This is a genomic window from Bradyrhizobium sp. dw_411 (assembly GCF_018449695.1).
GTDB lineage: Bacteria > Pseudomonadota > Alphaproteobacteria > Rhizobiales > Xanthobacteraceae > Bradyrhizobium.
In genome coordinates this window covers 283,027-309,349 of record NZ_JAAVUY010000004.1, presented here as the reverse complement: position 1 = coordinate 309,349, position 26,323 = coordinate 283,027, and the positions used below count along the sequence as shown (strand labels likewise).

Sequence of the window (26,323 nt, the reverse complement as noted above, 5' to 3'; positions counted from 1 at the left end):
ACAAAATCGCTCCGACGCCGCAAGGTTACGGTCACGACGCCAAAGGCGCGGCCGGGGGCAAGAATGTGCCGGATGGCCGGGTAGCAGTCACGCATACCGAACCAACCGGGACGGTTGGAGGCAAGGGCGGCGGACCTCAGATGATCAAGTTCGAGCTTGACGGTCATCAAGTCGAGGCCCGTGTCGGCGAAACCATCTGGCAGGTTGCGAAACGGCAAGGCCGCGAGATTCCGCATCTGTGTTATTCGCCCGCGCCGGACTACCGGCCGGACGGCAATTGCCGCGCCTGCATGGTTGAGATCGAGGGCGAGCGCGTGCTGGCGGCGTCATGCAAGCGCACGCCGAGCGTCGGCATGAAGGTGAAGACCGAAAGCACGCGGGCGGTTGCGGCGCAGAAGATGGTGATGGAACTGTTGGTCGCCGATCAACCGGCGCGCGAGACTTCCCACGATCCGGATTCAAAATTCTGGCACTGGGCGGAAAGGATCGAGGTGACTGAAAGCCGCTTCCCGGCAGCCGAACGTTGGCAGGGCGACGCCAGCCATCCGGCGATGCGCGTCAATCTCGATGCCTGCATCCAATGCGGCCTGTGCGTGCGCGCCTGCCGCGAAGTGCAGGTCAACGACGTGATCGGCATGGCCTATCGCAGTCACGATTCCAAGATCGTGTTCGATTTCGACGATCCGATGGGGGAATCGACCTGCGTGGCTTGCGGCGAGTGCGTGCAGGCCTGTCCGACCGGTGCGCTGATGCCCTCGGTGATGCTCGACGAGAACCAGACCCGCGTCACCTATGCGGACCGGAAGGTCGACTCGCTATGCCCGTTCTGCGGCGTCGGCTGCCAAGTCACTTATGAGGTCAAGGACGAAAAGGTGATCTATGCCGAGGGTCGCGACGGTCCGGCTAATCACAACCGGCTCTGCGTCAAGGGGCGTTTTGGCTTCGACTACATCCATCACCCGCATCGCCTGACCAAGCCGCTGGTGCGGCTGCCGAACGCGAAAAAGGATTCCAACGACCAGGTCGATCCGGCCAACCCGTTCACGCATTTCCGCGAGGCCTCGTGGGAAGAGGCGCTCGACATCGCAGCCAAGGGTCTCGTCAAAATCCGTGACGAGAAAGGCCCGAAAGCTCTGGCCGGCTTCGGCTCCGCCAAGGGATCGAATGAGGAAGCCTATCTGTTCCAGAAACTCGTCCGCACCGGCTTCGGTTCCAACAATGTCGACCACTGCACGCGGCTTTGCCACGCGTCGTCGGTCGCGGCCTTGTTCGAAGGCGTCAGCTCGGGCGCGGTCTCGGCACCATTCGCCGCGGCTGCAGATGCCGAGGTCATTTGGGTGATCGGCGCCAATCCTACGGTGAACCATCCGGTCGCCGCGACCTTTATCAAGAACGCGGTCAAGCGCGGCGCCAAGCTGATCGTGATGGATCCGCGCCGGCAGACGTTGTCGCGCCACGCCACCAAGCATTTGCAGTTCAAGCCCGGCAGTGACGTTGCCATGCTCAACGCGATGATCAACACGATCATTACCGAAGGCCTGACCGACGAGCAGTACATTGCCGGTTACACGGAAGGCTACGACGACCTCAAGGCGAAGATCACCGAGTTCACGCCGGAGAGGATGTCGCCGATCTGCGGTATTCCCGCCGAAACCCTGCGCGAAGTGGCGCGGATGTATGCACGCGCCAAATCCTCCATCATCTTCTGGGGTATGGGCATCAGCCAGCATGTGCACGGCACCGACAATGCGCGCTGCCTGATCGCGTTGGCGCTGATAACGGGGCAGATCGGACGTCCGGGTACCGGCCTGCACCCGTTGCGCGGCCAGAACAATGTGCAGGGCGCTTCCGACGCCGGATTGATTCCGATGTTTCTTCCGGATTATCAGCCGGTCGGCCGCAATGACCTGCGGAGTGCCTTCGAGGAGAATTGGGGGCAAGAACTTGATCCCGTGCGCGGGCTTACCGTCGTCGAGATCATGAATGCGATCCACGCGGGCCAGATAAACGGCATGTATGTCGAGGGCGAGAACCCGGCGATGTCGGATCCGGATCTGCAGCACGCGCGCGGGGCGCTCGCCATGCTGGACCATCTCGTGGTGCAGGACTTGTTCGTGACCGAGACCGCCTTCCACGCTGACGTCATTCTGCCGGCGTCGGCGTTCGCGGAAAAATCCGGCTCCTTTACCAACACCGATCGCCGCGTGCAGTTGGCGCGCGAAGTGGTCAAGCCGCCCGGCGAAGCCCGGCAGGATCTCTGGATCATCCAGGAGATCGGCAAGCGTATGGGATTGCCCTGGAACTATGCCGGCCCGGGCGAAGTCTTCACCGAGATGGCGGAATTGATGCCGTCGCTCAAGAACATCACGTGGGAGCGGCTGGTGCGCGAGGGCGCCGTGACGTATCCCGTGGACGGTCCGGACAAGCCGGGCAACGAGATCATCTTCACCACCGGTTTCCCGACCGAGAGCGGCCGCGGCAAGATCGTGCCGGCCAAGGTCATTCCTCCGGACGAACTGCCCGACGACGAATATCCGATGGTGCTCTCAACCGGTCGCGTGCTGGAACACTGGCACACGGGTTCCATGACCCGGCGGTCGCACGTGCTCGACCAGATCGAGCCGGAGGCGGTCGCTTTCATGTCGCCCAAGGATATGCGGCGACTGAATGTGTGGCCCGGCGATTTCATCCGGCTGGAAACGCGCCGTGGCGCGGTCGAATTGAAGGTCCGCAGCGATCGCGACGTGCCGGAGAACATGGTCTTCATGCCGTTCTGCTACGCCGAGGCCGCAGCGAACCTTTTGACCAATCCGGCGCTCGACCCGTTTGGAAAGATCCCCGAGTTTAAATTCTGCGCGGTTCGTGCGGAGCGCGCAGAAATTCGAACTGCAGCGGAGTGACCGCAGCGAGACGGGCCGGCAGACGATGGACCTTGCGCGGGTTTGCGTCTCAGGGGTGATCTGGCGTGACCGACGCTACCGGCTCGAAGCCGTGGCTTCGTAGAGTGGCCTGACCTTCCTCCGACATCACGAAAGCAACGAAGCGTAACGCGACCGGCTTGCTATCGAGGATGATCAATCCATCCGCCGGCTCAACGGTAAGCGTTGCAGGCAATTTGATGGACGTCAGAGAGGGCATCTCACGTTGTATCGCCTGAACTGCGCTACAATAAATCAACATGACGTCCGCCTGGTCGGAGAGAAAAATGCCTTCGACGGCGCCCTTGCCCGGCACCAGAGGAGGCGTTTTCTCGCCGCCGCCAACCAGTTTCTTTGCCTTTGCTTCCAGCGTCGCGCGCGCACCCGGTTTGAGCGCATCCGCCCGCGCGAACACCTGCCAGCTATATGTTCCCAAGGGATCCGAACCTGGCGTTGATGTGGCTATCCGCACCGCCGGGTCGAGCAGCCGATCGAGAAAATTGGCCTCATTGAGGCCCAGGTTCGGGCGCGCGAGCGCGCACAGGCTGTTGCGCGCAAACAGGATGACGAGGCGCTCGGGATGACCCGCCGCAAGCTGATGCGGTTGCTCCATGTCTGCCGAAGCAAAGACATCGACGGCTGCGCCATTTTCGATTTTCTGGCGCATTAAACCCGAGGCGCCAAACTCGGGCGTCTCGACGGTGTCCGCTCCCACCGGGAACCGATGCAGGAGATCCGTCATCGCCGCCCGCAAGCTGCCCGCACCCATTACCTTCAATGTGTCCGCGCTTGCCGGCGTCGAGACGGCCAGAAGGGCGATAATTAAGCCGTAGACGGTGCGCGGCATCAGGGCCTCCAGATTTTCGATGCAATATTGCAATCGCACCGTGTGATTTCTCGACAGTTTTAAACTTGGGGTAGATTTTCCCCGGTGGCTTCTGTTGCGTAAAAGGCAGCTTCTGAATAAATCGATATGGCAACATCTATATAACGGTATGTCTCTTCCTGTTCATGCTCTATCGATCCTATAGAGAAAATTGTGCGGGGGCTAAAGAGATGAAGTACGCAGCGGCAGCCGGCATTTTGCTGGCGAGTGTGGCTTCTGAGACGGTTGACGTTGCCTACGCTCAGCAAGAAATTCCGTCGGTCACAGTTGAGAGCCCGAAACCACGGACGGGTCAGCAAGCGCAATCGGCTCCTCAGCAAAACAATGCGTCAAAGAAAAAGAAGCGAACGGCGCGTCGATCGGTTCCGCCGCCGCCGGCCGCCGGTGTGCCCGGACAGGGTGGGGCGGGCAGTGTCCATAACGTCGCGACCAACCCCCAATATAATACCGACGCCGTCAGCCTGGGGCCCCTCGGAAATCGGAAACTGCTCGACACGCCGTTCTCGGTAACGGCTATCCCTCAAGACCTGATGCAAAATCTGCAAATAAAGACGGTCACCGATGCGCTTCGGTACCTTCCTTCGGTCGAGATCAGGAACCAGCAGGGCTTTGAAGTCTCCCGTCCGCAGTCACGCGGTTTCCAAGGCAGCATCGTACAAGCGACACGGCTTGACGGTCTTAATATTATCGGGACCACCGCCATTCCGGCCGAAAATCTTGCCAGCATCCAGGTGCTGAACGGACTTGCCGGATCGCTCTACGGTCCTGCCACTCCGGCCGGCGTTTTCAACTATGTCCTGAAGCGGCCGACGGACACGCCTTATACGAGTTACACGCAAGGCTTCGATTCAACTTCGGTATTCACCGAAAGTCTCGATGCCGGCGGACGTACCCCTGACGGAAAGGTTGGCTATCGGTTCAATGTCGTTCATGGCGAGGGCGAGAGCTATGTGCCGCAAAGCTCATCCAATCGCACGCTGGCGAGCGGCGCCCTTGATTTCTACGTGGGTGATCGCACGGTCATCGAAACGAACCTGAGCCATTACGAAACCAACACCACCGGCCTGCCGGGCAGCATCGTCTATTTCGGCTCGCCAAAATTTCCCGTGCTGCCGGCCGCCGTCGATCCGACCAGGGTCGGTTACGGGCAACCCGGCGCGGGCACGGATCTCGTTACCAACACGGGTCTCGTCAAGCTCAAGCACGAATTCAACAACGACTGGAATTTCGAGATTGGCGGCCTCTATCAGGATGCCGTGCGTAACCTGTTCGGCATCACAAACACGCTGACCGACAACAACGGCAATTACACGGTCACCAAGAACTTCACTGCCGTGCCACACTTCACCATCGCCAGCAACACGGCATCGTTGAACGGAAAGTTTGATGTCTTCGGCTTCAGAAATGAAGTGACGATCGGCACAAATGGTTTCTTCAACGGTCAGTATTCCTATGTAAATTCCATTGCCACAACGCTTGGCGCCTCAAATCTGGCCGATCCGGCTGTACTGCCGACGCAGCCAATTCCGAACAACGGTGGCCAGTTTAAATCCGCGACGCTTTCCAACCAAACGATCATCACGGGGGACACGTTCCATTTCAACGACCAGTGGGCCGTGCAAAGCGTTGTCAGCACGTCTTTCCTGCATTCACAGAGCTTTTCAAGCACTGGCGTTCTCACCAGCGACAATTCTGCCGATGGCGTCGTTAGCCCGACCGTCAGCCTGATTTACAAGCCTTTCTCGAAAATTACGACTTATGCGACATGGGCTAACAGCATCGAACAGGGCGAGCAGGCGCCGGCCGGGACCGCCAATGTCAATCAGTTTCTCGCGCCGTATAAAGACCAGGAATACGAGGTCGGCGTCAAATACGCCGCCACGCCCACGCTGCTCGCGACCTTCGCTTTGTTCCACATGACGCGCCCGCTTGCTTCAACCGACGCTATCACGAACATTTTCGAGGTAGTCGGCACGCAACGCAATAACGGCGCCGAGCTTTTTCTACAGGGGGAAATTACGCCGGATTTGTCGGCGTTCGGCGGCATCAGCTACATCGATGCAAGGCTGCAGGATACCGGAGTCGCTTCGACCAATAATAAACTGGTCGTAGGTGTCCCGCTGTTCAAAGCCGATCTTGCTCTCGACTACCACCCACTGTTCCTGCAGGGCTTCGCACTGACAGGTGGCGTTCATGCGGAGGGCGAACGCGCGGCAACCAATTTGAACAATTCGTATGCGCCGTCCTATGCAACGTTCGATCTCGGGGTTCGCGCCACAAGGACTTTCTACGGGCACACGGTAACGGGACGTTTTCAGGTGCTTAACGTCGGCAACGTGTTTTATTATTCGTCGATTGCAGACGGCAACATCGTGGGAAGCCCCGGTGCGAACACCGCGTATCTCGGCATGCCACGAACCTACATGCTCAGCCTGCAGATGACTTTATGAGGCAGGCGGCTCGCCTTTAACGTGCGGGCCTCTCGATCCGGCCAACCGATCCTGAGCCAAATGCCGGGACCGCTGGATGGGTTTTGACCAAAAAGCAACTAACACCAATGTGTAAGGAAGGTGAACGTTAGCGCGGTTGATGATGTGTCGCCTGCGTGATATGCCCGGACTGCAACGATAATCGTGGCCGATCTGCCTTTCCGATGGGAGTGGCGGCTTGTACCGAGGAGAGCGACCTTTATGAAGGACCGCCCCAAGGCGATTGTTCGCCGCCGCGATCTGCTTGGTCTTGCACTGGCAGGCGCTGGCGCCGCGGTCGCGGAGGCCGTCACGGCCGAGCCGGCGGCCGCCAAACCAGTCGATCTCAAGGATAAGCGCAAGGCGCGATATCAGGCGAATTCCGCCGAGGTTCGAAATTTTTACCGCGTCAACTCTTATCCGGCCCGCTGAGGGAGACGTCTGTGCTGATCAAGACATCGGAACGTCGTCGAAGCCGCGCAAAATTCGCTGGCAAGAAGACGATTGAATCCGGCGATGACCGTGGCCGCGATGGTTGGGATCGCCGTGCCTTTCTGAAGCGCTCCGGAGTCGCCGCCGGGGCGTTGGCGGCGCTGGGCAATCTACCGCTCGGCGGGGTGCGCAAAGCGGAAGCCGGCGCACCGCCGCCTGTCGGCGCAGCCGTTACCACGCGCAAGAATATCTGTACGCACTGTTCTGTCGGTTGCTCGGTGATCGCCGAAGTCGCAAACGGCGTCTGGATTGGCCAGGAACCGGACTACGAAAGTCCGATCAATCGAGGATCGCATTGCTGCAAGGGCGCAGCGGTTCGCGACGACGTGCTGAGCCAGCGCCGCTTGCGTTATCCCGTGAAGCTCGTGAACGGGCAGTGGGTCCGCATTTCCTGGGACCAGGCAGTGGACGAGATCGGCGACAAACTGCTCGACATTCGTCAGAAGTCAGGACCGGATTCGGTTTACTGGCTGGGTTCAGCCAAGTTTACCAACGAAGCCGCCTATCTCAATCGCAAGCTCGCCGCCTTCTGGGGCACCAATAATTCCGATCATCAGGCGCGTATCTGCCATTCCACCACGGTCACCGGCGTAGCCAATACCTGGGGCTATGGCGCGATGACGAACAGCTACAACGATATCCGTAATTCCAAGACCATTCTCGTGATGGGTGGTAATCCGGCGGAGGCGCATCCGGTCTCGCTTCAGCATATTCTTGAGGGCAAAGAGCTCAATCGCGCCAACATGATCGTCGTCGATCCCAGGATGACGCGGACCGCAGCACACGCAACCGAATATGTCCGTGTGCGGCCTGGCACCCATATCGCCACGATCTACGGGATGCTCTGGCATATCTTTGAAAACGGCTGGGAGGATAAGGAATTTCTGAACCAGCGCGTCTACGGCGTCGATGAAGTCCGCAAGCAAGTGGCGAAGTGGACGCCAAAGGAAGTCGAACGCGTTACGGGTCTGCCCGAGGCGCAGGTCAGGCACATCGCCGAAATCTTCGCGAAGGAAAAACCGGCTACGCTGATCTGGGCGATGGGGCAGACTCAATTCACGACCGGCACGGCAAACGTCCGTGCCAGCTGCATTTTGCTGCTCGCCACTGGCAATGTGGGACATGCCGGAGGCGGCGCCAACATTTTCCGTGGCCATACCAACGTGCAGGGCGCTACCGACCTTGGCCTCGATGTGACGTCGCTGCCGCTCTATTACGGTTTGGCCGAGGAAGCCTGGCGGCATTGGTGCCGGGTGTGGGAAGTTGACTACGAATGGATGAGTTCACGCTTCCCCAGCAAGAAGCTGATGGAAACGCCGGGTATTCCCAGCACGCGCTGGTTCGACGCGACCTTGCTGCCGAAAGAACAGATCAGCCAGCCCGAGCCGGTGCAGGCGATGTTCATCATGGGGCATGGCGTCAATACCATCACGAGGATGCCGGAAGCGGTCCGCGGCATCGAGAAACTCGAACTGCTGGTAGTCTGCGATCCCTATCCGACGGCATGGTCCGTGCTGTCCGAGCGCAAGGACGGTACGTATCTTTTGCCCGCCTGCACGAGCTTCGAGATGGATGGTTCGCGCACCGCCTCGAACCGCTCGCTGCAATGGGGTGAGAAGATCGTCGAGCCGGTGTTCGAATCGAAAAACGACTACGAGACGATGTATCGGTTTGCCCGCAAGTTCGGCTTCGCGGACAAGATGTTCAAGAACATCAAGGTCGAAAATAATACGCCGTTGGCGGAAGATATCCTGCGCGAGATCAATCGCGGCGGCTGGTCGACAGGCTATTGCGGGCAATCGCCCGAACGGCTCAAGGCTCACATGAAGAACCAGGCCAAGTTCGATCTGGTCACCATGCGGGCTCCGAAGGACGACCCGGAAGTGGGCGGCGACTATTACGGTTTGCCTTGGCCGTGTTGGGGAACGCCGGAGTTCAAGCACCCCGGTACGCCTCTTCTTTACAACACCAATCTGTCGATCAAAGAGGGCGGCGGCACCTTCCGCGCCCGGTTTGGCGTCGAGCGTGTGGTCAAACGCAAGGTGATGGAGAACGGACAAGAGGTCGAAAAGGAGGAGCACGACAACCTCCTGGCCGAGGGGTCTTATTCGGTCGGCTCCGAAATAAAGGATGGATATCCGGAGTTCACCTTGGCTGTGCTCAAGAAGCTCGGCTGGGACAAGGATCTGACGGCGCAGGAAATGGAAATCATTCAGCGCGTGAATCCCGCCAATCCCGACGCGGTATCCTGGTCGCTCGATCTTTCCGGCGGCATCCAGCGGGTGTCGATCGAGCATGGCTGTTCGCCCTACGGCAACGCCAAGGCGCGTATGATTGCCTGGAACCTGCCCGATCCGGTTCCAGTTCATCGCGAGCCTATCTATACCCCCCGGCCGGATCTCGTCGCCGATTATCCGACCTTGCCGGATGCAAGGCAGTTCCGCGTGCCCAATATCGGGTTCAGCGTTCAGAAAACCGCTGTCGACAGGGGGATCGTGAAGCAATTCCCGTTGATCCTGAGCTCGGGCAGGCTCGTCGAATATGAAGGTGGCGGCGAAGAAACACGCTCCAACAAGTGGCTCGCTGAGTTGAAGCAGCACATGTTCATCGAGATCAATCCAGCGGATGCAGGCGAACGCGGCATCAAGGACGGCGGGTGGGTCTGGGTGACCGGGGCGGAAAACAGTTCAAGGGCCCGCATGAAGGCCTTGGTAACCGAGAGGGTCGGCAGGGGCGTTGCATGGATGCCTTATCACTTCGCCGGCTGGTACGAAGGCGCCGATCTGCGCGCCAAATATCCGAAAGGCGCCGATCCTTTCGTGCTCGGTGAGAGCGTGAACACGATCACGACATACGGTTATGATCCCGCGACCGGCATGCAAGAGCCAAAAGCTACGCTTTGTCAGATCCGGGCGGCGTGAAAAGGTAAGACCAATGGCGCGCATGAAATTCCTTTGCGACGCGGATCGCTGCATCGACTGCAACGCTTGCGTCACCGCGTGCAAGAACGAAAACGAAGTGCCGTGGGGCATCAACCGCCGGCGCGTCGTTACGATCAATGACGGCAAGCCAGGCGAACGTTCGGTGTCGATGGCCTGCATGCATTGTACCGATGCGCCATGCGCCGCGGTCTGCCCGGTGAGCTGCATTTATCCGACTGAAGACGGCATCGTGCTGCATTCCAAGGATCTATGCATCGGCTGTGGCTATTGCTTTTATGCCTGTCCCTTCGGCGCGCCGCAGTATCCGAAAGTCGGAAATTTCGGCTCGCGCGGCAAGATGGACAAGTGCACCTATTGCGCCGGCGGCGGCGGGGCGGAAGCCCCGGGGAGCGCTGCCGAGTACGAGAAGTACGGCTCGGATCGGTTCGGCATGGGTAAGCTGCCGCTATGCGCCGAGATGTGTTCGACCAAATCGCTGCTGGCCGGCGATGGCGACGTCATCGCCCAGATCTACAAGGAGCGGGTGCTCAAGCGCGGCTATGGCTCGGGAGCGTGGGGCTGGATGACGGCCTATCACCAGGACATCGAGATTTGAACGGTCAAGGCCTCGGAAAAGATTTGGTGGAAGCTCGTAACTCGGGAGGAGGATGGCGGTCATGACATTTCTTGTACGCATTCGCCTTGCGACCGTGATTGTTCTTCTGCTTGGGTTGATGTTGGCTGTGCCGGCAGTTGCGCAGAAGCTCGGGCCCGACGGCGCACCCAATCCAACGGCAAGCGGGACCAGCGAGCGCGACCTCCTGAAGCAGGTTCCTCGTGCCGAAGGGCGGATCGATATCCCCGACGTCAAAGCCGCCGTGCTGATCCAGCCTGCCGGGCGGACGTGGGACTACTTCCACGAGGTGCTGTTGCATTGGGGCGGCGCCGCTATAATCCTCGGAACGATCGGGACGCTTGGGTTAGCCTATCTGGTGATGGGGCGGCTTCGGATCACGGCAGGACGTTCCGGTCAGAAGATTACCCGTTTCAAGGCTTTTGAACGGGTCTCGCATTGGCTGACCGCCGTGTCCTTTGTCATTCTCGGTCTGACTGGCCTCAACATCACCTTTGGAAAAATTGTGCTCTTGCCGGTGATCGGGCCGGAAGCCTTCTCGGACATTTCGCAAATCGCGAAGTACGTCCACAACTTCACCAGCTTCTCGTTCGTGGCGGGGCTTTTGCTCATTATCGTGATCTTCTTTCGGGACAACATTCCGGAGAAAGTCGATCTTGATTGGATTAAGCAGGGCGGAGGCTTCATCAAGGGCAAGCATGCTCCGGCGAGCCGCTTCAACCCCGGCGAGAAGGCCGTCTACTGGCTTTCGCTTTTGGCCGGCATTTCGGTCTCGGTGTCGGGCTTTGTGCTGCTGTTTCCGTTTTATGGAACGAACATCGCCGACATGCAGATCGCCCAGGGCGTGCATGCGGTTGTCGCCGTGTTGTTCGTCGCCCTGATACTCGGTCACATCTACATCGGCACGCTCGGAATGGAAGGCGCGTTCGAAGCCATGGGCAGCGGCGAGGTCGATCTCAACTGGGCCAAAGAGCATCACGACCTCTGGCTTGCCCGAAAGCTCGCCAACGAAGACCGGCAGACGCACGCTTCGGCGACGCCTGCGGAATAGGAACTTCAATACGTTGCATCAACATTTCAATGCGCGCGGCTTTGGGGGATCCGCGATCGATACTTACAGGAGTCTAAAATGGATGAACCAACGCGACGTACAGTATTGGCGGCAGCTGCCGCTGGCGGATTGTTGACGGCCGCGACAGCGGCAGTAGCGCAAACCGGCGAAACTTTGCCTCAGCCGCAACGTCCCGGACACGGCGGTACCGACCCCGGTCCACGCAACCTCGCCAGGGATCGGCAGAATCCCGACCTGTTGGTTCCGCCCGCGACCGATCACGGCACGCTTCCCAATTTGCGTTTCTCGTTCTCGGATTCCCATGTGCGGCAGGAATCCGGTGGCTGGACCCGTCAGGTCACGGTTCGGGAACTCGGTATTTCCAAGGGGATCGCCGGGGTGAACATGCGCCTGAATGCCGGCGGCGTTCGCGAGCTGCATTGGCACAAGGCGGCCGAATGGGCCTATATGCTGTACGGCACCGCCCGCATCACGGCGATCGATTCCCAAGGTCAAAACTTCGTCGATGACGTAGGCGTCGGCGACCTCTGGTATTTTCCCTCGGGCGTTCCGCATTCGATCCAGGGTCTTAATCCGGATGGGTGCGAGTTCCTGCTGGTTTTCGATGACGGCGAATTCGACGAGGACAATACCTTCCTGTTGAGCGACTGGTTCAAGCACACGCCGAACGACGTGCTGTCCAAGAATTTCGGCGTGCCCGGCGCGTCTTTCAGCAAGGTCCCCGATCCCAGCGAACTCTATATTTTCGCGGCCCCCGTACCTGGAACGCTGGCCTCCGACAAGATTGCCGGGGCAACTCCGGTTTCCGAGACATTCAGCCACCGGATGCTGGCGCAGCAACCGATCAAGACCAAAAGCGGCACTGTGCGGATCACGGATACCAGCGTATTTCCGGCGTCAAAGACGATCTCGGCGGCGCTGGTTGAGGTGCAGCCGGGCGGCATGCGCGAGATGCACTGGCACCCCAACACGGATGAGTGGCAATACTACATCGAAGGTCAGGCGCGGATGGGTGTGTTCGCCGCGTCAGGTCAGGCGCGCACTTTCGACTTTATGGCTGGTGACGTTGGTTACGTGCCGTTCGCGATGGGCCATTACGTCGAGAATACCGGTACGACGCCACTCCGGTTTCTGGAAGTCTTCAAGAGCAGCTATTATGCCGACGTCTCGCTGAACCAGTGGCTGGCGCTGACGCCTCCCGAACTGGTGCAGGCGCATTTGAAGCTGGATGCGCAGACTTTGGCCGCTTTGCACAAGGACAAATTTCCAGTCGTGCCGGGCTGATCAGCGTGCGTCGATGATCCGATCGCCCTGAAGCGATCGGATTAATTGGTGTCCTGATCGCGGCTTCTCTGCGCTTCGCGCTCGCGGAGATAATCGTCCGTGGTTCGCATCGTCGGGTTTTGTGCGCCGTATGGATCCAGGCTTTGTTCTGCTGCGACGGCGACGCGGCAATCATCGCACATCTTGATGACGTCGATCCGCCGGGATTCCGTATACATCCAGTGCTTGCCCTCGAGCTTCGCTATCACCCGCTCGATCGTGCTCTTGACGCCGAACGGCTTGCTGCAACGGATGCAACAGAACGGTTCCTCTTCCTTCAGGACGCGGGCAGGGGCCCTTGCCGCGTCGAAATCGATCTGAGGCTTGAGTGTAACGACATTCTCGGGGCAGGTTGCATTGCACAGGCCGCATTGCACACAGGCATCCTCGACAAAGCGCAGCATCGGACGTTCGGGGTCGTCACGCAACGCGCCGGTCGGGCATGCCGATACGCAGGATAAACATAAGGTACAGCCTTCCGCGTCGATTTCGACGGCTCCGAACGGGGCGCCTTCAGGGAGTGCAATGATTCCGACCGGATCAGGCGCCGCGCGATGCAGCTCGGTCAACGCAAAGCGCAATACGCCTTTTTTTCCCCCTTGGGGCCGGAAACTCGCTGGACGTGGCGCCGGTGGCATCGACGGGATCGCGCGGAGTGCCTCCAGTAAAAGATCCGGATCGTCGGTTTCGATCGTATCAATCCGGCCGGGACCGAAGCCAAGTCCTGTAAGGATCGGATCGGCCAGCGCGATCGTCCGCAGCAGGCCGGAAACGTCGTGAAGCGGACGTGCCCGCAGCAGGAAACGCATCGCGGAAGCGCCATAGGCAAAGGCGGCGGCGATGCTTTCCAGCCCGAGCTGCGTCATTTCATTGAGCGCGAGCGGCAGAACATGGGCCGGTAATCCATCGCCAAACCGTGCCAATGCATCGATCAGCGGTGCGCCATGGGGATCGTCGTGCAGCAGGACAATCGGCTGTTGCCCCCCGGCTTCGCGATAGGCAATCAGCATCGCGCGCAGCTTCCGCATCAGTGCGTCTTCAGAAGGCAGTGCGTAGGAGGCTGCGCCGGTCGGGCAAGCGGCTGCGCATTGCCCACAGCCCGCACAGATGTTTGCATCGATGGTCACATGGTCGCCGGCAGGCATAATGGCGGCCGTCGGACAAAGGTCGAGGCAGCGCGTGCAGCCGACGATCTGCGAGCGTGAATGGGCACACAGACTGGTGTCGTAAGTGATGTATCGTGGCTTCTCGAAGGTGCCGACGAGGTCGCGCGCCCGCAAAACCGCCCGCAACATTGCGGCGGGATCCCTGGGATCAGCGCGCAAATAGCCATCGCGCAAGTCGGCGGCTGGGAAGAGCGCCGGTCCGCCGGTTAGATCCAGAATGATAGCGCAGTTCGACTTCGCATCGTGGCGTGATGCTCCGAATGCCAACACGCCGCGCGAAGACGGCATCGCCTCCGCGAAGTCATCGATCGCGACTTCGAATGCGCCGAGATGGCCCTTGGCATTTCGTACCTTTCCTTTGGCCACCGGAAATTCGGTGACCCTCGCCGGTGCGATGGTTGCCGGCGGTTCAATCAGCACGGTGACGTCGAGATGATCCTTGAGCAGGTTGCCCGCTTCGACAGCGGTTTCGTCGCGCCCGCAGATCAGGATGATGCCGTCGCTTTCCAGGCTGATGGACGGCACGGGAAGCACAGGCTCGGTTGCGGCCGCCAGCAGGGCCGCCATCTTCGGCCCCGTCAGGGCCGCCTCGCTGGACCATCCGGCAGCTTCGCGAATATTGGCGAATTTAACCGGGCTTGCTCGTCCAACCTCCATCGCGATTTCGGAGAACAAGGGAGCTTCCTGCGTGCAGCCCACCGTAAGCGGCGTATCCGCCGCCGCGATGGCCCGAAAGCGGCCAAGTTCGGCTCGGCAAAGCTGGGTCGCGGTTGTCGGCTCGCCGCGGCAACCTCGGTGGATCGCGGCGGAGTCGAGCGGCATCGTGTCGTCACACGAACAAATCAGAAGATGTCCGGTCAAATCGGCCATTACTCTCACAATCACTTATAGCTGAAGCTCAGGGCGTTCGCCCACGCTGGCCCAGGCTTCCGGAAAAGTATATGATTTTATCCGATTGCTAGAAGGGCGAGCCAGTGAAGCTATTGCGGACTATCAGGCTTGATGGGTCGGATTCGTTCGTTTTTGAGACACCCGCGGAGCCCGGTGAATGGGCCGTGTCGGGCGCGTTCGCGTTCGCTCACACCGACGTGATGAACTTGCGGGGTAAAGCGCGTACCGCCTTCCGCGCCGGTTTTTTGGGGCTGGATTCGCTGGGCCGCTCAACGTTGGCGCAGATCGTCGAAGCGAATGAACAGGATCGTTGTTTGGTTGTCGAGTTGCTCGCGGTGCAACTTGTGCAACGCTTCGGTGCGCCTGATCTTGCCACGGCTCGCATCGCTGCCGAGGAGGAGATCGGCTTTGCGGCCTCTCTTTGCGACCACCCGCCGGGTGTCCTCGTCGCCGTAACCCGAAGCCACGAAAGCGGAGCCATCCGCGAAACGTTCCGCACGTTGCGTCCCCGCGAAGGAGCAGGGCATAGTCGTGCGTTCGAGTTTCTCGAAGTGGTCGGCGAAGATGATGTTCCGGGCGAGCATCTCGATCTCGCCAAGCTGGGCAAGGAGGCGCTTCATTGAATCCGTCGCGCGACTTCTGGCTGTCTTGTGGTCATCATTTGCTTGACCGCGATATGGCGGGCAATTTGCTGGTCACCGACGAATTCCTGAAAGCCTATCTGGCGCGTCCCGAAATTGTGCCGCCGCCGGAGGCGTGTCCTGCGGAACGCCAATTGCACCATGTATTGTTGGGAGATCCGAGGCGATCGGTCGGGGTGTCGCAAATCGCCGGGATAGCGGACGCCGACGCGCGTGAGAACTGGCAGGTCATGATCGGCTGGCGCGATCATCTGGTGAAGCATCGCACGCTGGAAGCGGCCTATCTCGATATCGTCAGGCATAACATTAAATTTCCACACGCTTTTATGGGGCACCTGATCCAGGCGATTCTGCGAAACGCGCTGGATGATTGTACGGATGCGTTCGTCCTGCGGGCCGCGGAAATGTTCTTTCGTCCGCAGAGACTGGCGATGCAGGAAGCTTCGATCGTCGCGATCGACGAAGAAACCGAGTCGTTGCTTGGCCGGCCGCCCCGATCGCCGCTGGAGGCTCTTTTGGGGCTACCGTCGACCACCGAAATCGACGTGCTCAGCGATGCGACCGCGGGCAGTTACTGGCAGCGTAGCGACCGTTTCGACATGGCGCTCGATATGACCGCTGGTCAGCGTGGAGTGGCCGCCCTCGGCGACGTCATCGCGCGCTGGATATCGCACTTGCTCGCAATCGATGTCGTGATCGAACCCCTGCTGGAACTGCACAACACGTCATGGTCCTGGTATGTAGGTCTCGATTCCGAGGCTACGCGGATCGGCGACGCCATCTGGAACGGCAACGATCTCGATGACGCAACGCGTGCGAAATTGGTTGGCCTGTTCCGGCTGACTTTCCAGGAACCAGCGGATATGATCGAGAAAGTCAGGGGGGATCCGGTCTATCTCCTGGCCGCGGTGAACGCCGACGATATATTGCGTCTAAAGCCGCAAAACCTCGTAACGGGCCTGCCCATCCGGCAGGCGGAGGCGGTTAATTGAGGTCGACAGCTCTTGCACGTATCACGGTGGGTGTCGTGGTCGAGCGCCGCAAGGCGCGGAGCATGTGGGTCGATTTTTTGTGGCGGCCGGTCTCGGTGTTTGTCGGGAATCCGTCGGCGGCGCCCTGGACGCCGCTCGATACGGAATCCGAGACCTCCTTGTTCTATGCGGGACAGGCGGTGATCGAATTGCACCGGACCGAGACGACAAACTACCGCGACAATCTTGCATCGGGCGCGCCGACACTGTGGGTGGCTTTGCAGCCTGCGGCTTCGGAACAGCCGTATGATATTCTCGCTGTGACGGCCGATCCGGCCGAAGGCGAGGCGTTCACCGATGCCGGCAGCTATCTGGTTGAAGCGGTGGCCATGCCCTCCGAAGTCGTGGAAGCCATCGTTCAATTCCTCAGGGAACACCACGTCGAGCGGCCCTTCGTCAAGCGCCGGCGGCAACCAGCAGAGGCTGGGTTGGCCCGACGCGAAGACGAAAAGGGCAGGCGATAAATGACCGCGCCCGAAAATTTCGTCTCGCGCTGGGCGCGTCTGAAGCGCGCTTCCGGCATCGAACCTGAAGCCGATCCCGACGGTATACAGCTCGACTCGGCTGCTTCGGTTGTCGCGGAAACGCCGCCCCCGCGCCAAGAGGGCGAGGTGGTCGATGACCCCTTTGATCCGGCCAGCCTGCCATCGATCGCGACAATTACCGGCGATACCGACATTCGCGGGTTTTTGCAAAGCCGTGTGCCTGCCGCATTGACGCGCGCGGCGCTGCGCCAGGCCTGGGCAAGCGATCCGGCCATTCGCGACTTTATTGGAATCGCTGAGAATCAATGGGATTTTAACGACCCGACCGCGATGCCCGGCTTCGGCCCGATGCTGGAGACGGATAATTTGCCTAAACTCCTGGCGCGCGCGATGGGCGATCGGGATAAGTTCGCCGACATGATTCCGGAAATTCCGGCTCCCGTGGAGAATGGGCCGCCGTCTGCGGCTCATCTTGAGATATCCACCCCTGACCAGCGAATGTCTGAGAGATTGTCGGCGGCAGATGAGATGAGCAGTTTGCCTGATGACAGCGATGAAAACACGGCAACCCGGGACGATGGCGTTGCTGAGGAAGCTGGTTCCTCACGAAGCCATCGTTCACACGGCGGCGCGTTACCGCGCTGAGTTCGATCGGGGCGGCTGCCACCCGCACCGGCGGATTTACAGGTCAGGGATTGATGATGGAGCAGATGCAGGAAACCACATCGCATATTTCCTCGGAGCGCGCTGTCGATGAGATCGATCATGCGCGTGCGCAGGAATATGCGCTGCTTTCGGTCTTGCTGTCCCGCAGCCCCGATATCCAGATGATCGGGCGGCTGGCGTTGCTGCGTGGCGACGCAAGCCCGCTTGGGTCAGCGCATACAGCGCTCGGGCAGGCCGCCGGCAGGACAAATGAGGAAAGCGCAGCCCGGGAGTATTTCGGCTTATTTGCCGGGCTGGGGAAGAGCCCGCTGTTGCCTTACGCATCGCACTATTTGACGGGGTCGCTCTACGGCCGGCCGCTCGGACGGTTGCGCGAAACCCTTCAGCAACTCGGCGTCGAGAGCACGGCAGGAAATTCGGAGCCCGAGGATCACGTGGCCATTGTTTGCGAAGTCATGGCTGGACTTATCCGCGGAGATATTGTCAGTCCGGCGGGTGCGGATCGCGAGTTCTTTAAAAAACATCTCGCTCCCTGGATCAGACGTTTTTTTGTTGATCTGGAGAACGCTCAATCGGCCGACTTTTACGCTAGCGTAGGGTTGTTGGGGCGAACGTTCGTGGATATCGAAACAGAGGGATTTGCCCTGTCGTCTTGAATATCTGTCCGATTGGCCTTTTCAGGAGAAAGTACGATGCGCGCATTCATCCTCGCATGCCTGATCGCAGGCATTATTGCTGGCGGAGCCGCTACTATTCTGATCAATTTTGCGCAGGAGCCTGTTTCGGTCGCGTTTGCCGAATCCAGCGCACGAAACTAGTTCTGCATGGTTGCAAGACTAAGAATACGCGTTGAGCTGCAAGACGTCCTGAGTCGGTGATTTGGTCAGTGATAATGCCTTTTGTTGATGGCGCTTAAATTTCGAACCTTCTCAGAGGTACACCGACAAATTCAAGACTCGAAGCCGGAGGTTTGCCATGAAACGCCTAGTGGTTTCCGCAATCGTACTCGTTGCCGTGATTGGAGCTGGGTTCGTACTGCGCTCCCGAACCGCGGCGGTCGAATTGTCTGCTGCGACTGCCGCCATGCCATCCTTGCTGGAACTGCACACAATGGCAGGTGTGCACAAGCTTCCCACGGACGAGCTGGAGGACCAATCGCTGGTGTATCCGACCGCAGAGAAACGTTAAGGTAACCATGTGTGCGGATCCGGAACTTCGCGGGCCGTATTCTGGGCCGCCCCGCAGGTCCGGGAACTGCGGGTCGTAAAACATTATCTCAATAGCCAGCATCTCTAGCGCATCGCGATTCTGCGGCAAAATCGACCTGGGAAGGGAACATCCGTAATGACCGCCGCGGTCAGCGACCCCGTGACGGCCATCGGGCGGGTGCGCTTCTCCATCGTTGCAATGTTGTTTGCCGTGACCATCGTCAATTACGCCGATCGTGCCACGATTGCGATCGCGGGGCCGGTTCTGTCCAGGGATCTCGGGCTGAGCGCCGTGCAGATGGGATTCGTCTTCTCTGCCTTCGGCTGGTCCTACGTGATCGGACAAATTCCGGGCGGCTGGCTGCTGGATCGGTTTGGATCGAAGTCGGTTTACTTCGTCAGCATTTTTACATGGTCGCTCTTCACGCTGCTGCAGGGGGCGGTTGGTCTGTTCGCCGCGACATCGGCCGTCTATGCGTTGTTTGCTCTGCGGTTCCTGGTAGGCTTTGCTGAATCGCCTTCCTTTCCAGCCAACGCGCGTATTGTAGCGGCGTGGTTTCCGGCCAATGAGCGCGGCACCGCGTCGGCGATTTTCAACTCGGCGCAATATTTCGCGACCGTGTTGTTCGCGCCGATCATGGGCTGGATCACGGTCTCGCTCGGATGGCCCTACGTTTTCTATTTCATGGGCCTGATTGGTGTTCTGGTTTCCGTCATCTGGCTTTGGGTGATTTACGCGCCCAATCAGCATCCGCGGATCGGCCGTGCCGAGCTCGACTACATCGAGCGCGGCGGTGCCTTGGTCAATATGGATGCCGCGAAGGGGCAGGAAGCCGCGCCAAATCGGGGTATGCAGCAACCGTTTAAATGGGATTATCTGCGCCAGCTCGTCAGCAACCGAATGATGCTCGGCATCTACCTGGGTCAGTATTGCATCAACACCCTGACGTTCTTCTTCATCACCTGGTTTCCGGTCTATCTGGTCCAGCAGCGCGGCATGTCGATCCTCAATGCGGGCATGGTGGCTTCGATACCGGCGATCTGCGGCTTTCTGGGCGGCGTGCTCGGGGGCGTGATTTCGGATTTTATCCTGCGACGAGGGTGGTCGCTGACGGTGGCGCGCAAGACGCCGATCGTGGCGGGAATGCTGCTGTCGACCAGCATGGTGATCTGCAACTATGTGGACGCGCAGTGGCTTGTCGTCGTGATCATCGCGTTCGCGTTCTTTGGCAAAGGTATCGGAGCGCTTGGATGGGCCGTGATCTCGGACACTTGCCCGAGGGAAATCGCCGGCCTGAGCGGCGGGCTGTTCAATATGTTTGGAAACATTTCATCGATCACGACGCCGATTATCATCGGCTACATCATTCAGGGCACCGGCTCCTTCAATGGCGCGCTGGTGTTCGTCGGCGCCAATGCCCTGGTGGCGGTGTTCAGCTATCTGGTGGTGGTCGGGGAAATCAAGCGGATGCAGCTCAGTCCAGCGGCGTGAACGGAATGCGTGCCATGCATGCAAGCCCTTGATCCGCCATCGACATGGCGGTGGGGTGAACGATAAGATCGCCCACATTGGGAATCTGTCCGAACATATCCAAATGCATCAAGCTGCGGATGTGACCCTCACACCGCGCAGCCTCTGATGGTCCTTCATGACTGATACGAAAACTGCTCCCGTCAGCGCACCGCCGCCCGCGAAGCGCTCCTTTGCGGCGATGCGTCACGCGGGTTTCCGCGCCCAGTTCACGACATTCGTGCTTGCGATGATGGCCGACAATGTCGAGCACGTCATCAGCTACTGGGTGGTGTTTCAGAAATTTCACTCACCGGCGCTGGGCGGTTTCGCGGTCGTGTCGCATTGGCTGCCGTTCCTGCTGTTCTCGGTCGCCTCTGGCGCGCTGGCCGATCGGTTCGACCCGCGCCGGATCATCCAGATCGGCATGGCGCTCTTCATTATCGCATCGCTGAGCTGGGGCTATTTCTTCATCACCGATACCCTGCAGATGTGGCAGGCCATGGTGATCCTGGTCATTCACGGCTGCGCGGGCGTGCTGTGGCAGACGCCGAACCAGATGCTGCTCTATGATATCGTCGGCCCGCAGGATCTGGAAAGCGCGGTGCGCCTCAATGCGATGGCGCGTTATCTTGCGGTGCTGGTTGGCCCCGCGGTCGGCGCCGCCATCCTGCTCGCATTCGGACCGGCGCTCGGAATCATGCTCAACACGCTATTTTACCTGCCGCTGGTGTTGTGGCTTGTGAACGCGCCCTATGGTCCGCGCTTTCGCTCGGGCAAGCCCGGACCGCGCCGTGCCGTCCGCGGACTTGCCGACATCGTGCAGACGATACGCGACATCAAAAATCATTCCGTCATCGTCTCGATGACGCTATTGGCCGGCGCAGCGTCCTTCTTTGTCGGCAATGCCTATAGCTCGCAGATGCCGGGTTTTGCCAGCGATCTCGGCCATGGCGACCCCGGCATATCCTACAGCATGCTGCTGGCCGCCGACGCTGGCGGCGGATTGCTGGCGGGCATTGTGCTCGAAGGCGGGCGATTGCTGCCGCCGCGCCCGCGTACCGCGATCGTGCTCGCGATATTGTGGTGTGCCGCGCTGGCGATCTTCTCGCTGGCCAACAGCTACATTCTCGCGCTCGGCTTCCTGTTTGCCGCGGGATTCCTGGAACTGTCCTTTAATGCGATGGCGCAGAGCCTGGTGCAGTTGAATGCGCCGCTCGACATGCGTGGCCGGGTCATCGGCCTGTTCAACATGTCGAGCCTTGGCCTGCGCGCTTTCAGTGGCCTTTCCGTCGGCCTGTTGGGCAGCCTGATCGGCGTGCACTGGTCGCTCGCGCTGTCGGCGCTGGTGACATTGGCGATCGCCAGCGCGCTCTTGGCTCTTCCGTGAGGCGCCGCTTCAGGTCGGACGGCCCACGATCAGGCGCCGTTCGACCAGGGTGACCGAGGTATCGAGCAGAAGTGCGAACACCGTCAGCACCAGAATGCCGGCGAACACCGCGTTGACGTCGAAGGTCGATTCCGCCTGCAGGATCAGGTAGCCGATCCCACGCGACGAGCCGAGATATTCGCCGATCACCGCGCCGACAAACGCCATGCCGACCGACATGTGCAGGCTCGAAAACACCCAGCTCATGGCCGAGGGGATATAGACCGTCCGCAGCAACTGGCTGCGATTGGCGCCGAGCATCCGCGCATTGGCGAGCACGACCGGGCTGACTTCGCGCACACCCTGGAACACGTTGAAGAACACCACGAAGAACACCAGGGTGACGCCAAGCACCACCTTGGAGGTGATGCCAAGTCCGAACCAGACGATGAAGATCGGGCCGAGCACGACCCGCGGCATCGCGTTGAACGCCTTGATGTAGGGATCGAGCAGGGCAGCGGTGAGGGGAGACAGGCCAAGCCACACGCCGCCCGCGACGCCGAAGGCAATGCCGATCAGGAAGCCCAGAATCGTTTCAATCAGCGTTGTCGCGAGATGGACAAAGACCTCGCCGGTCACCACCCAGTCGACGATCTGCTGCAAGACTAGCACCGGATCGCCGAAAAAGAACACCGGCAGGATCTTGAGCTTGACCAGTGCAAACCACGTCGCGAACGCTGCGAACAATAGCGCGATCTGCAGCGCTACCATGGTGCCGCGGCTCGGTAATCCGGCTTTCTTGACGGGACGGCGACGGGGCGTCGCGACCGCGCTAGTCGGCAAGCTTGTGCTGATTTCGCTCATAAGCCTTCAAGACCTCTTCTCGCATGGTTTCCCAGATATGGTGGTGCAGCTCGACAAAGCGCGGCGTCATCCGCACTTCGGAGACGTCGCGCGGACGCGGCAGGTCGATCACGAATTCGGCGATCGGATGCGTTCCCGGACCAGCGGAGAGGATGATCACGCGGTCGGACAGCGAGATCGCCTCCTCAAGATCGTGGGTGATGAACATCACCGATTTCTTGTCTGCCATCCAAAGCGCCAGCAATTCGTTTTCCATCAAGACCCGCGTCTGGACGTCGAGCGCGCTGAATGGCTCATCCATCAGGATGATCTTGGGGTCCATGATCAGCGTCTGCGCGAGTGCGACGCGCTTGCGCATGCCGCCTGACAACTGATGAGGAAAACGCTCGTGATGGCCGTTCAGGCCGACACGCGCGAGCCATTTGCGGCCGAGTTCCTCGGCGTCTTTCGGCGCCATCCGTCGATATTCGAGACCGGCGGTCACGTTGCTGAGGGCGGTTCGCCACGGCATCAGCGCATCCGCCTGAAACAGGTAGCCGGCCTGGCGATTGAGGCCTTCGAGCGACTTGCCATAGACGCTGATGTCGCCCGCGGTCGGCTCGAGAAGGCCGGCGGCGACGTTGAGCAGGGTTGATTTGCCGCAGCCGGTCGGGCCGACGATCGATACGAATTCGCCGTCGCCGACCGTGATCGAGGCATCCGCGACGGCCGTGTAGTCGTCGAAGCGGACCGTCACGTGATCGAAGGTCAATGCGGCCTCGGCCTTCCTGGCGGCCGGAGCCATCGTGGCAAGGTTATCGGCTCTCTTCAGGGAGGCAATCATTTGATGTCCATCAGGTAAATGGATGAGTTGGTCTGCACCGGGATCACTGCGATACCGGTGAGTGGTATTTCTTCAGCGCGGTTTCGATCAGCTTGTTGTCGTAGGTGATGCTGAAATCGATTTTGGTCTGCCGCAGCGCTGGTTCGAGAACCGCAATGGAATCCAGCACGTTCTTGGAGGCTTCCGGCGTGATGAAGCCATCCCACTGGAAAGCGGAAATGTTCTTCTCCAGGGACTCCCGGTAGAGCTTTTCGTCGCTCTTGTAATAGGCGGGAGGCAGCGACTTGATGATGTCGTCGATCGAGGCGGTTTTCAGCCACTGCATCGCGTGAACCATCGCGTTGACAATGGCCTGCGACGTATTGGGATTGGCCTTGTAGAATTCGGTCTTGGCAAACAGGCAGTCGGCAAGATAGTCGCCACCGAAAGCGGCTTTGGTGCCTTCCTCCGTCCGGCTGTCGGAAAGGACGACCGCATCTCCACCGTCCACCAAGGCATTGATCGCCGGATCGAGATTCACCAGCGCATCGAGTTCGCCGCCGGTTTTCATCGCGGCAACCGCGCTCGGGCCGGTGCCGATCGAGACATAGCTGGCCTCTTTCCAGGACACGCCAGCGCGTTCCATCAGGCCGGCGACAAAGTTCTGTGTGGAAGACCCCGGCGCCGAGATACCGATCTTCTTGCCTTTCAGATCGGCCACGGTCTTGATCTTGTCGGTCATCGATTTCCGCACCACCAGGACGTTGGCGGGATAGCGGCCATAGGCGACGAGGCAAGTGAGATTGACGCCCTTTGCCTGCATGCGAAGCGTGTGCTCGTAGGCGCCTTCCGCCACATCGGCGCCGCCAGCCACCAGGCTTTGCAGCCCCGCGGTTCCCGAGGCGAAAGCGGTTGAATCAACCGTCAGCCCTTCCTGCTCGAAATATTTGCGCGCGAGCGCAATGGCGTAGCCGACCTTGTTCATCTGGCTGATGGAACCACCGACCGCGATCGCGATACTCTTTTTTTCCAGTGCCGCGTCTTCCGCCATCGCTGCGCTGGCTGCGGTCAGCGTCACCAGGCCGGCCGCCAAAACCGTCGAGAACTGTTTCATTGCTTCCTCCGTTTGCCGCCGTCTTTTATATGATTGTCAGACAATCCTATGACTGATTTTTGTCAAGTTCGAACCGCCTGCGATCCGCGCAGGTCAGAGCGGCTCGTTCTTGAGAATGTCCTGCAGCACGCTGCGGGGAACCCGGATATCGAGACCGGCGCGTTCCTCCTGGATCAGCATCGCAACGCGGGAATCTCTTTTTCCCCAGCCCTTGTTGAGGGCTTCCGTCATCTCGGCGAGCGTCATATTGGCAAAGCGCATCGGCACATCGTTTTCGCGGCCGAGGGCCGTAGCCAGCGAGACGTCCTTGTGGGCCAGTTCCAGCGCAAAAGCGGGATTGTCGAACTCATGCGGCAGAAACTGATCGGTCATGCGATCGACGGCGCGCTGGCGGCCGAGCGACCCTTGCCGTATCGCGCCGAACAGGGCGGCGGGATCGACCCCGGCCTTGACTCCCATCGTGAAGGCTTCAGCCAGAACCATCTGAATGCCGTAATTGGCGCAATTGTGCACGAGCTTGGCGACCGAAGCGCTGCCGCTCGCCCCGAGATAGCGCACCTGGTCGCCGAGCAGATCGAGGATCGGTTTGCAGGCGTCATAGGTCGCGCGTTCACCGCCGACCCAGATCGCGAGCTTTCGCGAGGCTGCGCCCTTGGGGCCGCCGCTGACCGGCGCATCGAGCATGGGCACGCCGATGCCCGCCAGGTCGGCCGAGAGCTTGCGGACCAGCGCCGGGGAATTGGTCGATAGATCGATATAGGGCGTGCCGGCTGAAAACCCGGCGCGCAGGCCATCTTCGCCCGCCATGATGGCCTCGATCTCGGCGGGACCGGGCAGCACTGTGAAAACCATCTCCGAACCGGCGGCCAGGGCCTTTGCGGTTTCAGCCCAGACGGCGCCTTTGGCGATCGCGGCAGCGGCGGATTCACGCCGCCGGGTCAGCACCAGGAGCTTATGGCCGGCATCCAGCAGATGACCGGCCATTGGGCCGCCCATCGCGCCCAGTCCTGCAAAGCCTATTCTCATCACGCTCTCCCGTTACAATGTCCGGCCGTGCTCAATGGGCAGCCAGAAAACCTTGCAAGATGTCGTTCACCTGCGACGGCTTTTCGAGCGGCGCCATGTGCGACGCATCCGGCAGGATGTGCAGAACTGCGCCGGGAATGCGCTCGGCAATCGCGCGGGCGGCGGCCACCGGCGTGGTTGGATCGTGCTCGCCGACCACGACGAGCGTTGGCTTGTTGAGGCTGGCCAGCCGCGGCGCGGTGTCGAGCGTCGCGATCATTTCCCACATGCCGGCATGAATCTCGGGATCGTCGGCCAGCAACGTCTTGGTGGTGCGATCGATCACGTCCGGGCGGCGCTTGATGAAATCCGCGGTGAACCAGCGCTCGATCGTCTGCTTCAGGATGGCGCCCATGCCTTCGGTTCGCGTCAGTCTGGCGCGATCCTGCAGCGCTGTTCGAACGGCATCTGGAAAGGTCGAGATGGTGTCGACCAGCACAAGCGAGCGCACCAGATCCGGCCGGGCGAGCGCGAAATTTTGCGCGATCATCCCGCCGACCGATAGTCCGATGATGTGCGCCGGTCCGGCCGCCGCATTCGTGATCACCTGGGTCAGGGTGGCGACGGCGTCCGCAAAGCCAAAACCCTTGGCGGGTTTGGCCGATCCGCCGTGTCCCGGCAGATCGTAGGCCACGACGTCGTAGGATGCCTGCAGCATCTCGATCTGGTCGCCCCAATAGGTCAGATCGACGCCGACGGCGTGGATCAGTACCACCAGTGGTGCGCCGCGTTGTCCCGTTCGGATGGAGTGAACGCCGGATTGCTGCGTCAAAACTTGTGTCATGTTGAACTCATCT

23 protein-coding genes are annotated in these 26,323 nt (G+C 60.2%); 16 read left to right on the top strand and 7 right to left on the bottom strand.

Annotation, left to right across the window (positions count from 1 at the left end; genetic code table 11):
* Positions 1 to 140: 140 nt before the first annotated feature.
* Positions 141 to 2,900, top strand: a complete 2,760-nt coding sequence (gene fdhF, locus HB676_RS08570) for a formate dehydrogenase subunit alpha (RefSeq protein ID WP_213737468.1) — start codon at positions 141 to 143, stop codon at positions 2,898 to 2,900.
* 49 nt (positions 2,901 to 2,949) lie between these two features.
* Here fdhF and HB676_RS08565 read toward each other — a convergent pair whose 3' ends face one another.
* Positions 2,950 to 3,765: a substrate-binding domain-containing protein gene (locus HB676_RS08565; RefSeq protein ID WP_213737302.1), complete on the bottom strand. Its 816-nt coding sequence runs from the start codon at positions 3,763 to 3,765 to the stop codon at positions 2,950 to 2,952.
* 164 nt (positions 3,766 to 3,929) lie between these two features.
* On the opposite strand from HB676_RS08565, the gene HB676_RS08560 reads away from it, so the two are divergent.
* The 6 genes from HB676_RS08560 to HB676_RS08535 all read left to right on the top strand — a co-directional run bounded on the left by HB676_RS08560 (position 3,930) and on the right by HB676_RS08535 (position 12,675).
* Positions 3,930 to 6,254, top strand: a complete 2,325-nt coding sequence (locus tag HB676_RS08560) for a TonB-dependent receptor plug domain-containing protein (protein WP_213737300.1) — start codon at positions 3,930 to 3,932, stop codon at positions 6,252 to 6,254.
* A gap of 240 nt (positions 6,255 to 6,494) precedes the next feature.
* Positions 6,495 to 6,704: a formate dehydrogenase gene (locus HB676_RS08555; protein ID WP_213737299.1), complete on the top strand. Its 210-nt coding sequence runs from the start codon at positions 6,495 to 6,497 to the stop codon at positions 6,702 to 6,704.
* 11 nt (positions 6,705 to 6,715) lie between these two features.
* Positions 6,716 to 9,685 (top strand): molybdopterin-dependent oxidoreductase, encoded by a 2,970-nt coding sequence (locus HB676_RS08550; protein WP_213737297.1) that lies wholly within the window; start codon positions 6,716 to 6,718, stop codon positions 9,683 to 9,685.
* A gap of 13 nt (positions 9,686 to 9,698) precedes the next feature.
* Positions 9,699 to 10,301: a formate dehydrogenase FDH3 subunit beta gene (gene fdh3B / locus HB676_RS08545; protein WP_213737296.1), complete on the top strand. Its 603-nt coding sequence runs from the start codon at positions 9,699 to 9,701 to the stop codon at positions 10,299 to 10,301.
* Between the two features lie 61 nt (positions 10,302 to 10,362).
* Complete coding sequence (locus HB676_RS08540) at positions 10,363 to 11,370, top strand: formate dehydrogenase subunit gamma (RefSeq protein ID WP_213737295.1); 1,008 nt, start codon at positions 10,363 to 10,365, stop codon at positions 11,368 to 11,370.
* Positions 11,371 to 11,448: 78 nt separating this feature from the next.
* Complete coding sequence (locus HB676_RS08535; RefSeq protein ID WP_213737293.1) at positions 11,449 to 12,675, top strand: oxalate decarboxylase family bicupin; 1,227 nt, start codon at positions 11,449 to 11,451, stop codon at positions 12,673 to 12,675.
* 41 nt (positions 12,676 to 12,716) lie between these two features.
* On the opposite strand, the gene HB676_RS08530 is transcribed toward HB676_RS08535, so the two are convergent.
* Positions 12,717 to 14,702 carry a 4Fe-4S binding protein gene (locus HB676_RS08530; RefSeq protein ID WP_213737292.1) on the bottom strand — a complete coding sequence of 662 codons (1,986 nt, stop codon included), beginning with the start codon at positions 14,700 to 14,702 and terminating at the stop codon, positions 12,717 to 12,719.
* A gap of 152 nt (positions 14,703 to 14,854) precedes the next feature.
* Here HB676_RS08530 and HB676_RS08525 point away from each other — a divergent pair, with 152 nt between their 5' ends.
* The 9 genes from HB676_RS08525 (at position 14,855) to HB676_RS08490 (ending at position 21,702) form a co-directional block, all read left to right on the top strand.
* Positions 14,855 to 15,394, top strand: coding sequence for a DUF6505 family protein (locus tag HB676_RS08525; RefSeq protein ID WP_213737290.1), 540 nt, complete (start codon positions 14,855 to 14,857; stop codon positions 15,392 to 15,394).
* Positions 15,391 to 16,404, top strand: a complete 1,014-nt coding sequence (locus HB676_RS08520) for a DUF6352 family protein (protein WP_249780135.1) — start codon at positions 15,391 to 15,393, stop codon at positions 16,402 to 16,404. The genes HB676_RS08525 and HB676_RS08520 overlap by 4 nt, the downstream gene beginning before the upstream one ends.
* Complete coding sequence (locus HB676_RS08515; RefSeq protein WP_213737288.1) at positions 16,401 to 16,907, top strand: DUF3305 domain-containing protein; 507 nt, start codon at positions 16,401 to 16,403, stop codon at positions 16,905 to 16,907. The genes HB676_RS08520 and HB676_RS08515 overlap by 4 nt, the downstream gene beginning before the upstream one ends.
* Positions 16,908 to 17,573: a DUF3306 domain-containing protein gene (locus HB676_RS08510; protein ID WP_213737287.1), complete on the top strand. Its 666-nt coding sequence runs from the start codon at positions 16,908 to 16,910 to the stop codon at positions 17,571 to 17,573.
* Between the two features lie 56 nt (positions 17,574 to 17,629).
* The gene (locus tag HB676_RS08505; protein ID WP_249780134.1) at positions 17,630 to 18,250 is read left to right on the top strand and encodes a molecular chaperone TorD family protein; all 621 of its coding nucleotides are present in this window, start codon (positions 17,630 to 17,632) and stop codon (positions 18,248 to 18,250) included.
* A 36-nt stretch (positions 18,251 to 18,286) separates the two neighbouring features.
* Complete coding sequence (locus HB676_RS34050; protein ID WP_275944927.1) at positions 18,287 to 18,412, top strand: hypothetical protein; 126 nt, start codon at positions 18,287 to 18,289, stop codon at positions 18,410 to 18,412.
* Positions 18,413 to 18,569: 157 nt separating this feature from the next.
* On the top strand, positions 18,570 to 18,782 hold the full coding sequence (locus HB676_RS08500; RefSeq protein ID WP_213737286.1) for a hypothetical protein: 213 nt from the start codon (positions 18,570 to 18,572) through the stop codon (positions 18,780 to 18,782).
* Positions 18,783 to 18,938: 156 nt separating this feature from the next.
* On the top strand, positions 18,939 to 20,294 hold the full coding sequence (locus HB676_RS08495) for an MFS transporter (RefSeq protein ID WP_213737285.1): 1,356 nt from the start codon (positions 18,939 to 18,941) through the stop codon (positions 20,292 to 20,294).
* Positions 20,295 to 20,451: 157 nt separating this feature from the next.
* Positions 20,452 to 21,702: an MFS transporter gene (locus HB676_RS08490; protein WP_249780133.1), complete on the top strand. Its 1,251-nt coding sequence runs from the start codon at positions 20,452 to 20,454 to the stop codon at positions 21,700 to 21,702.
* A 9-nt stretch (positions 21,703 to 21,711) separates the two neighbouring features.
* On the opposite strand, the gene HB676_RS08485 is transcribed toward HB676_RS08490, so the two are convergent.
* The 5 genes from HB676_RS08485 to HB676_RS08465 form a co-directional block, all read right to left on the bottom strand.
* The gene (locus HB676_RS08485) at positions 21,712 to 22,452 is read right to left on the bottom strand and encodes an ABC transporter permease (RefSeq protein ID WP_213737465.1); all 741 of its coding nucleotides are present in this window, start codon (positions 22,450 to 22,452) and stop codon (positions 21,712 to 21,714) included.
* Positions 22,453 to 22,513: 61 nt separating this feature from the next.
* Positions 22,514 to 23,368 (bottom strand): ABC transporter ATP-binding protein, encoded by an 855-nt coding sequence (locus HB676_RS08480; RefSeq protein ID WP_213737284.1) that lies wholly within the window; start codon positions 23,366 to 23,368, stop codon positions 22,514 to 22,516.
* 43 nt (positions 23,369 to 23,411) lie between these two features.
* Positions 23,412 to 24,461 carry an ABC transporter substrate-binding protein gene (locus HB676_RS08475; RefSeq protein ID WP_213737282.1) on the bottom strand — a complete coding sequence of 350 codons (1,050 nt, stop codon included), beginning with the start codon at positions 24,459 to 24,461 and terminating at the stop codon, positions 23,412 to 23,414.
* Between the two features lie 93 nt (positions 24,462 to 24,554).
* The gene (locus HB676_RS08470) at positions 24,555 to 25,487 is read right to left on the bottom strand and encodes an NAD(P)-dependent oxidoreductase (RefSeq protein WP_213737281.1); all 933 of its coding nucleotides are present in this window, start codon (positions 25,485 to 25,487) and stop codon (positions 24,555 to 24,557) included.
* Positions 25,488 to 25,518: 31 nt separating this feature from the next.
* Entirely contained in the window at positions 25,519 to 26,310 is a 792-nt protein-coding gene (locus HB676_RS08465; protein WP_213737280.1) for an alpha/beta fold hydrolase, read from the bottom strand.
* Positions 26,311 to 26,323 lie beyond the last annotated feature (13 nt).

Bases quoted from the DNA above. Each gene is read 5' to 3' on its own strand.
- fdhF (WP_213737468.1), top strand. From the start codon at position 141: ATGATCAAGTTCGAGCTTGACGGTCATCAAGTCGAGGCCCGTGTCGGC.
- HB676_RS08565 (WP_213737302.1), bottom strand. From the start codon at position 3,765: ATGCCGCGCACCGTCTACGGCTTAATTATCGCCCTTCTGGCCGTCTCG.
- HB676_RS08560 (WP_213737300.1), top strand. From the start codon at position 3,930: ATGCTCTATCGATCCTATAGAGAAAATTGTGCGGGGGCTAAAGAGATG.
- HB676_RS08555 (WP_213737299.1), top strand. From the start codon at position 6,495: ATGAAGGACCGCCCCAAGGCGATTGTTCGCCGCCGCGATCTGCTTGGT.
- fdh3B (WP_213737296.1), top strand. From the start codon at position 9,699: ATGGCGCGCATGAAATTCCTTTGCGACGCGGATCGCTGCATCGACTGC.
- HB676_RS08540 (WP_213737295.1), top strand. From the start codon at position 10,363: ATGACATTTCTTGTACGCATTCGCCTTGCGACCGTGATTGTTCTTCTG.
- HB676_RS08535 (WP_213737293.1), top strand. From the start codon at position 11,449: ATGGATGAACCAACGCGACGTACAGTATTGGCGGCAGCTGCCGCTGGC.
- HB676_RS08530 (WP_213737292.1), bottom strand. From the start codon at position 14,702: ATGCCGCTCGACTCCGCCGCGATCCACCGAGGTTGCCGCGGCGAGCCG.
- HB676_RS08510 (WP_213737287.1), top strand. From the start codon at position 16,908: ATGACCGCGCCCGAAAATTTCGTCTCGCGCTGGGCGCGTCTGAAGCGC.
- HB676_RS08505 (WP_249780134.1), top strand. From the start codon at position 17,630: ATGGAGCAGATGCAGGAAACCACATCGCATATTTCCTCGGAGCGCGCT.
- HB676_RS34050 (WP_275944927.1), top strand. From the start codon at position 18,287: ATGCGCGCATTCATCCTCGCATGCCTGATCGCAGGCATTATTGCTGGC.
- HB676_RS08500 (WP_213737286.1), top strand. From the start codon at position 18,570: ATGAAACGCCTAGTGGTTTCCGCAATCGTACTCGTTGCCGTGATTGGA.
- HB676_RS08495 (WP_213737285.1), top strand. From the start codon at position 18,939: ATGACCGCCGCGGTCAGCGACCCCGTGACGGCCATCGGGCGGGTGCGC.
- HB676_RS08490 (WP_249780133.1), top strand. From the start codon at position 20,452: ATGACTGATACGAAAACTGCTCCCGTCAGCGCACCGCCGCCCGCGAAG.
- HB676_RS08485 (WP_213737465.1), bottom strand. From the start codon at position 22,452: ATGGTAGCGCTGCAGATCGCGCTATTGTTCGCAGCGTTCGCGACGTGG.
- HB676_RS08480 (WP_213737284.1), bottom strand. From the start codon at position 23,368: ATGATTGCCTCCCTGAAGAGAGCCGATAACCTTGCCACGATGGCTCCG.
- HB676_RS08475 (WP_213737282.1), bottom strand. From the start codon at position 24,461: ATGAAACAGTTCTCGACGGTTTTGGCGGCCGGCCTGGTGACGCTGACC.
- HB676_RS08470 (WP_213737281.1), bottom strand. From the start codon at position 25,487: ATGAGAATAGGCTTTGCAGGACTGGGCGCGATGGGCGGCCCAATGGCC.
- HB676_RS08465 (WP_213737280.1), bottom strand. From the start codon at position 26,310: ATGACACAAGTTTTGACGCAGCAATCCGGCGTTCACTCCATCCGAACG.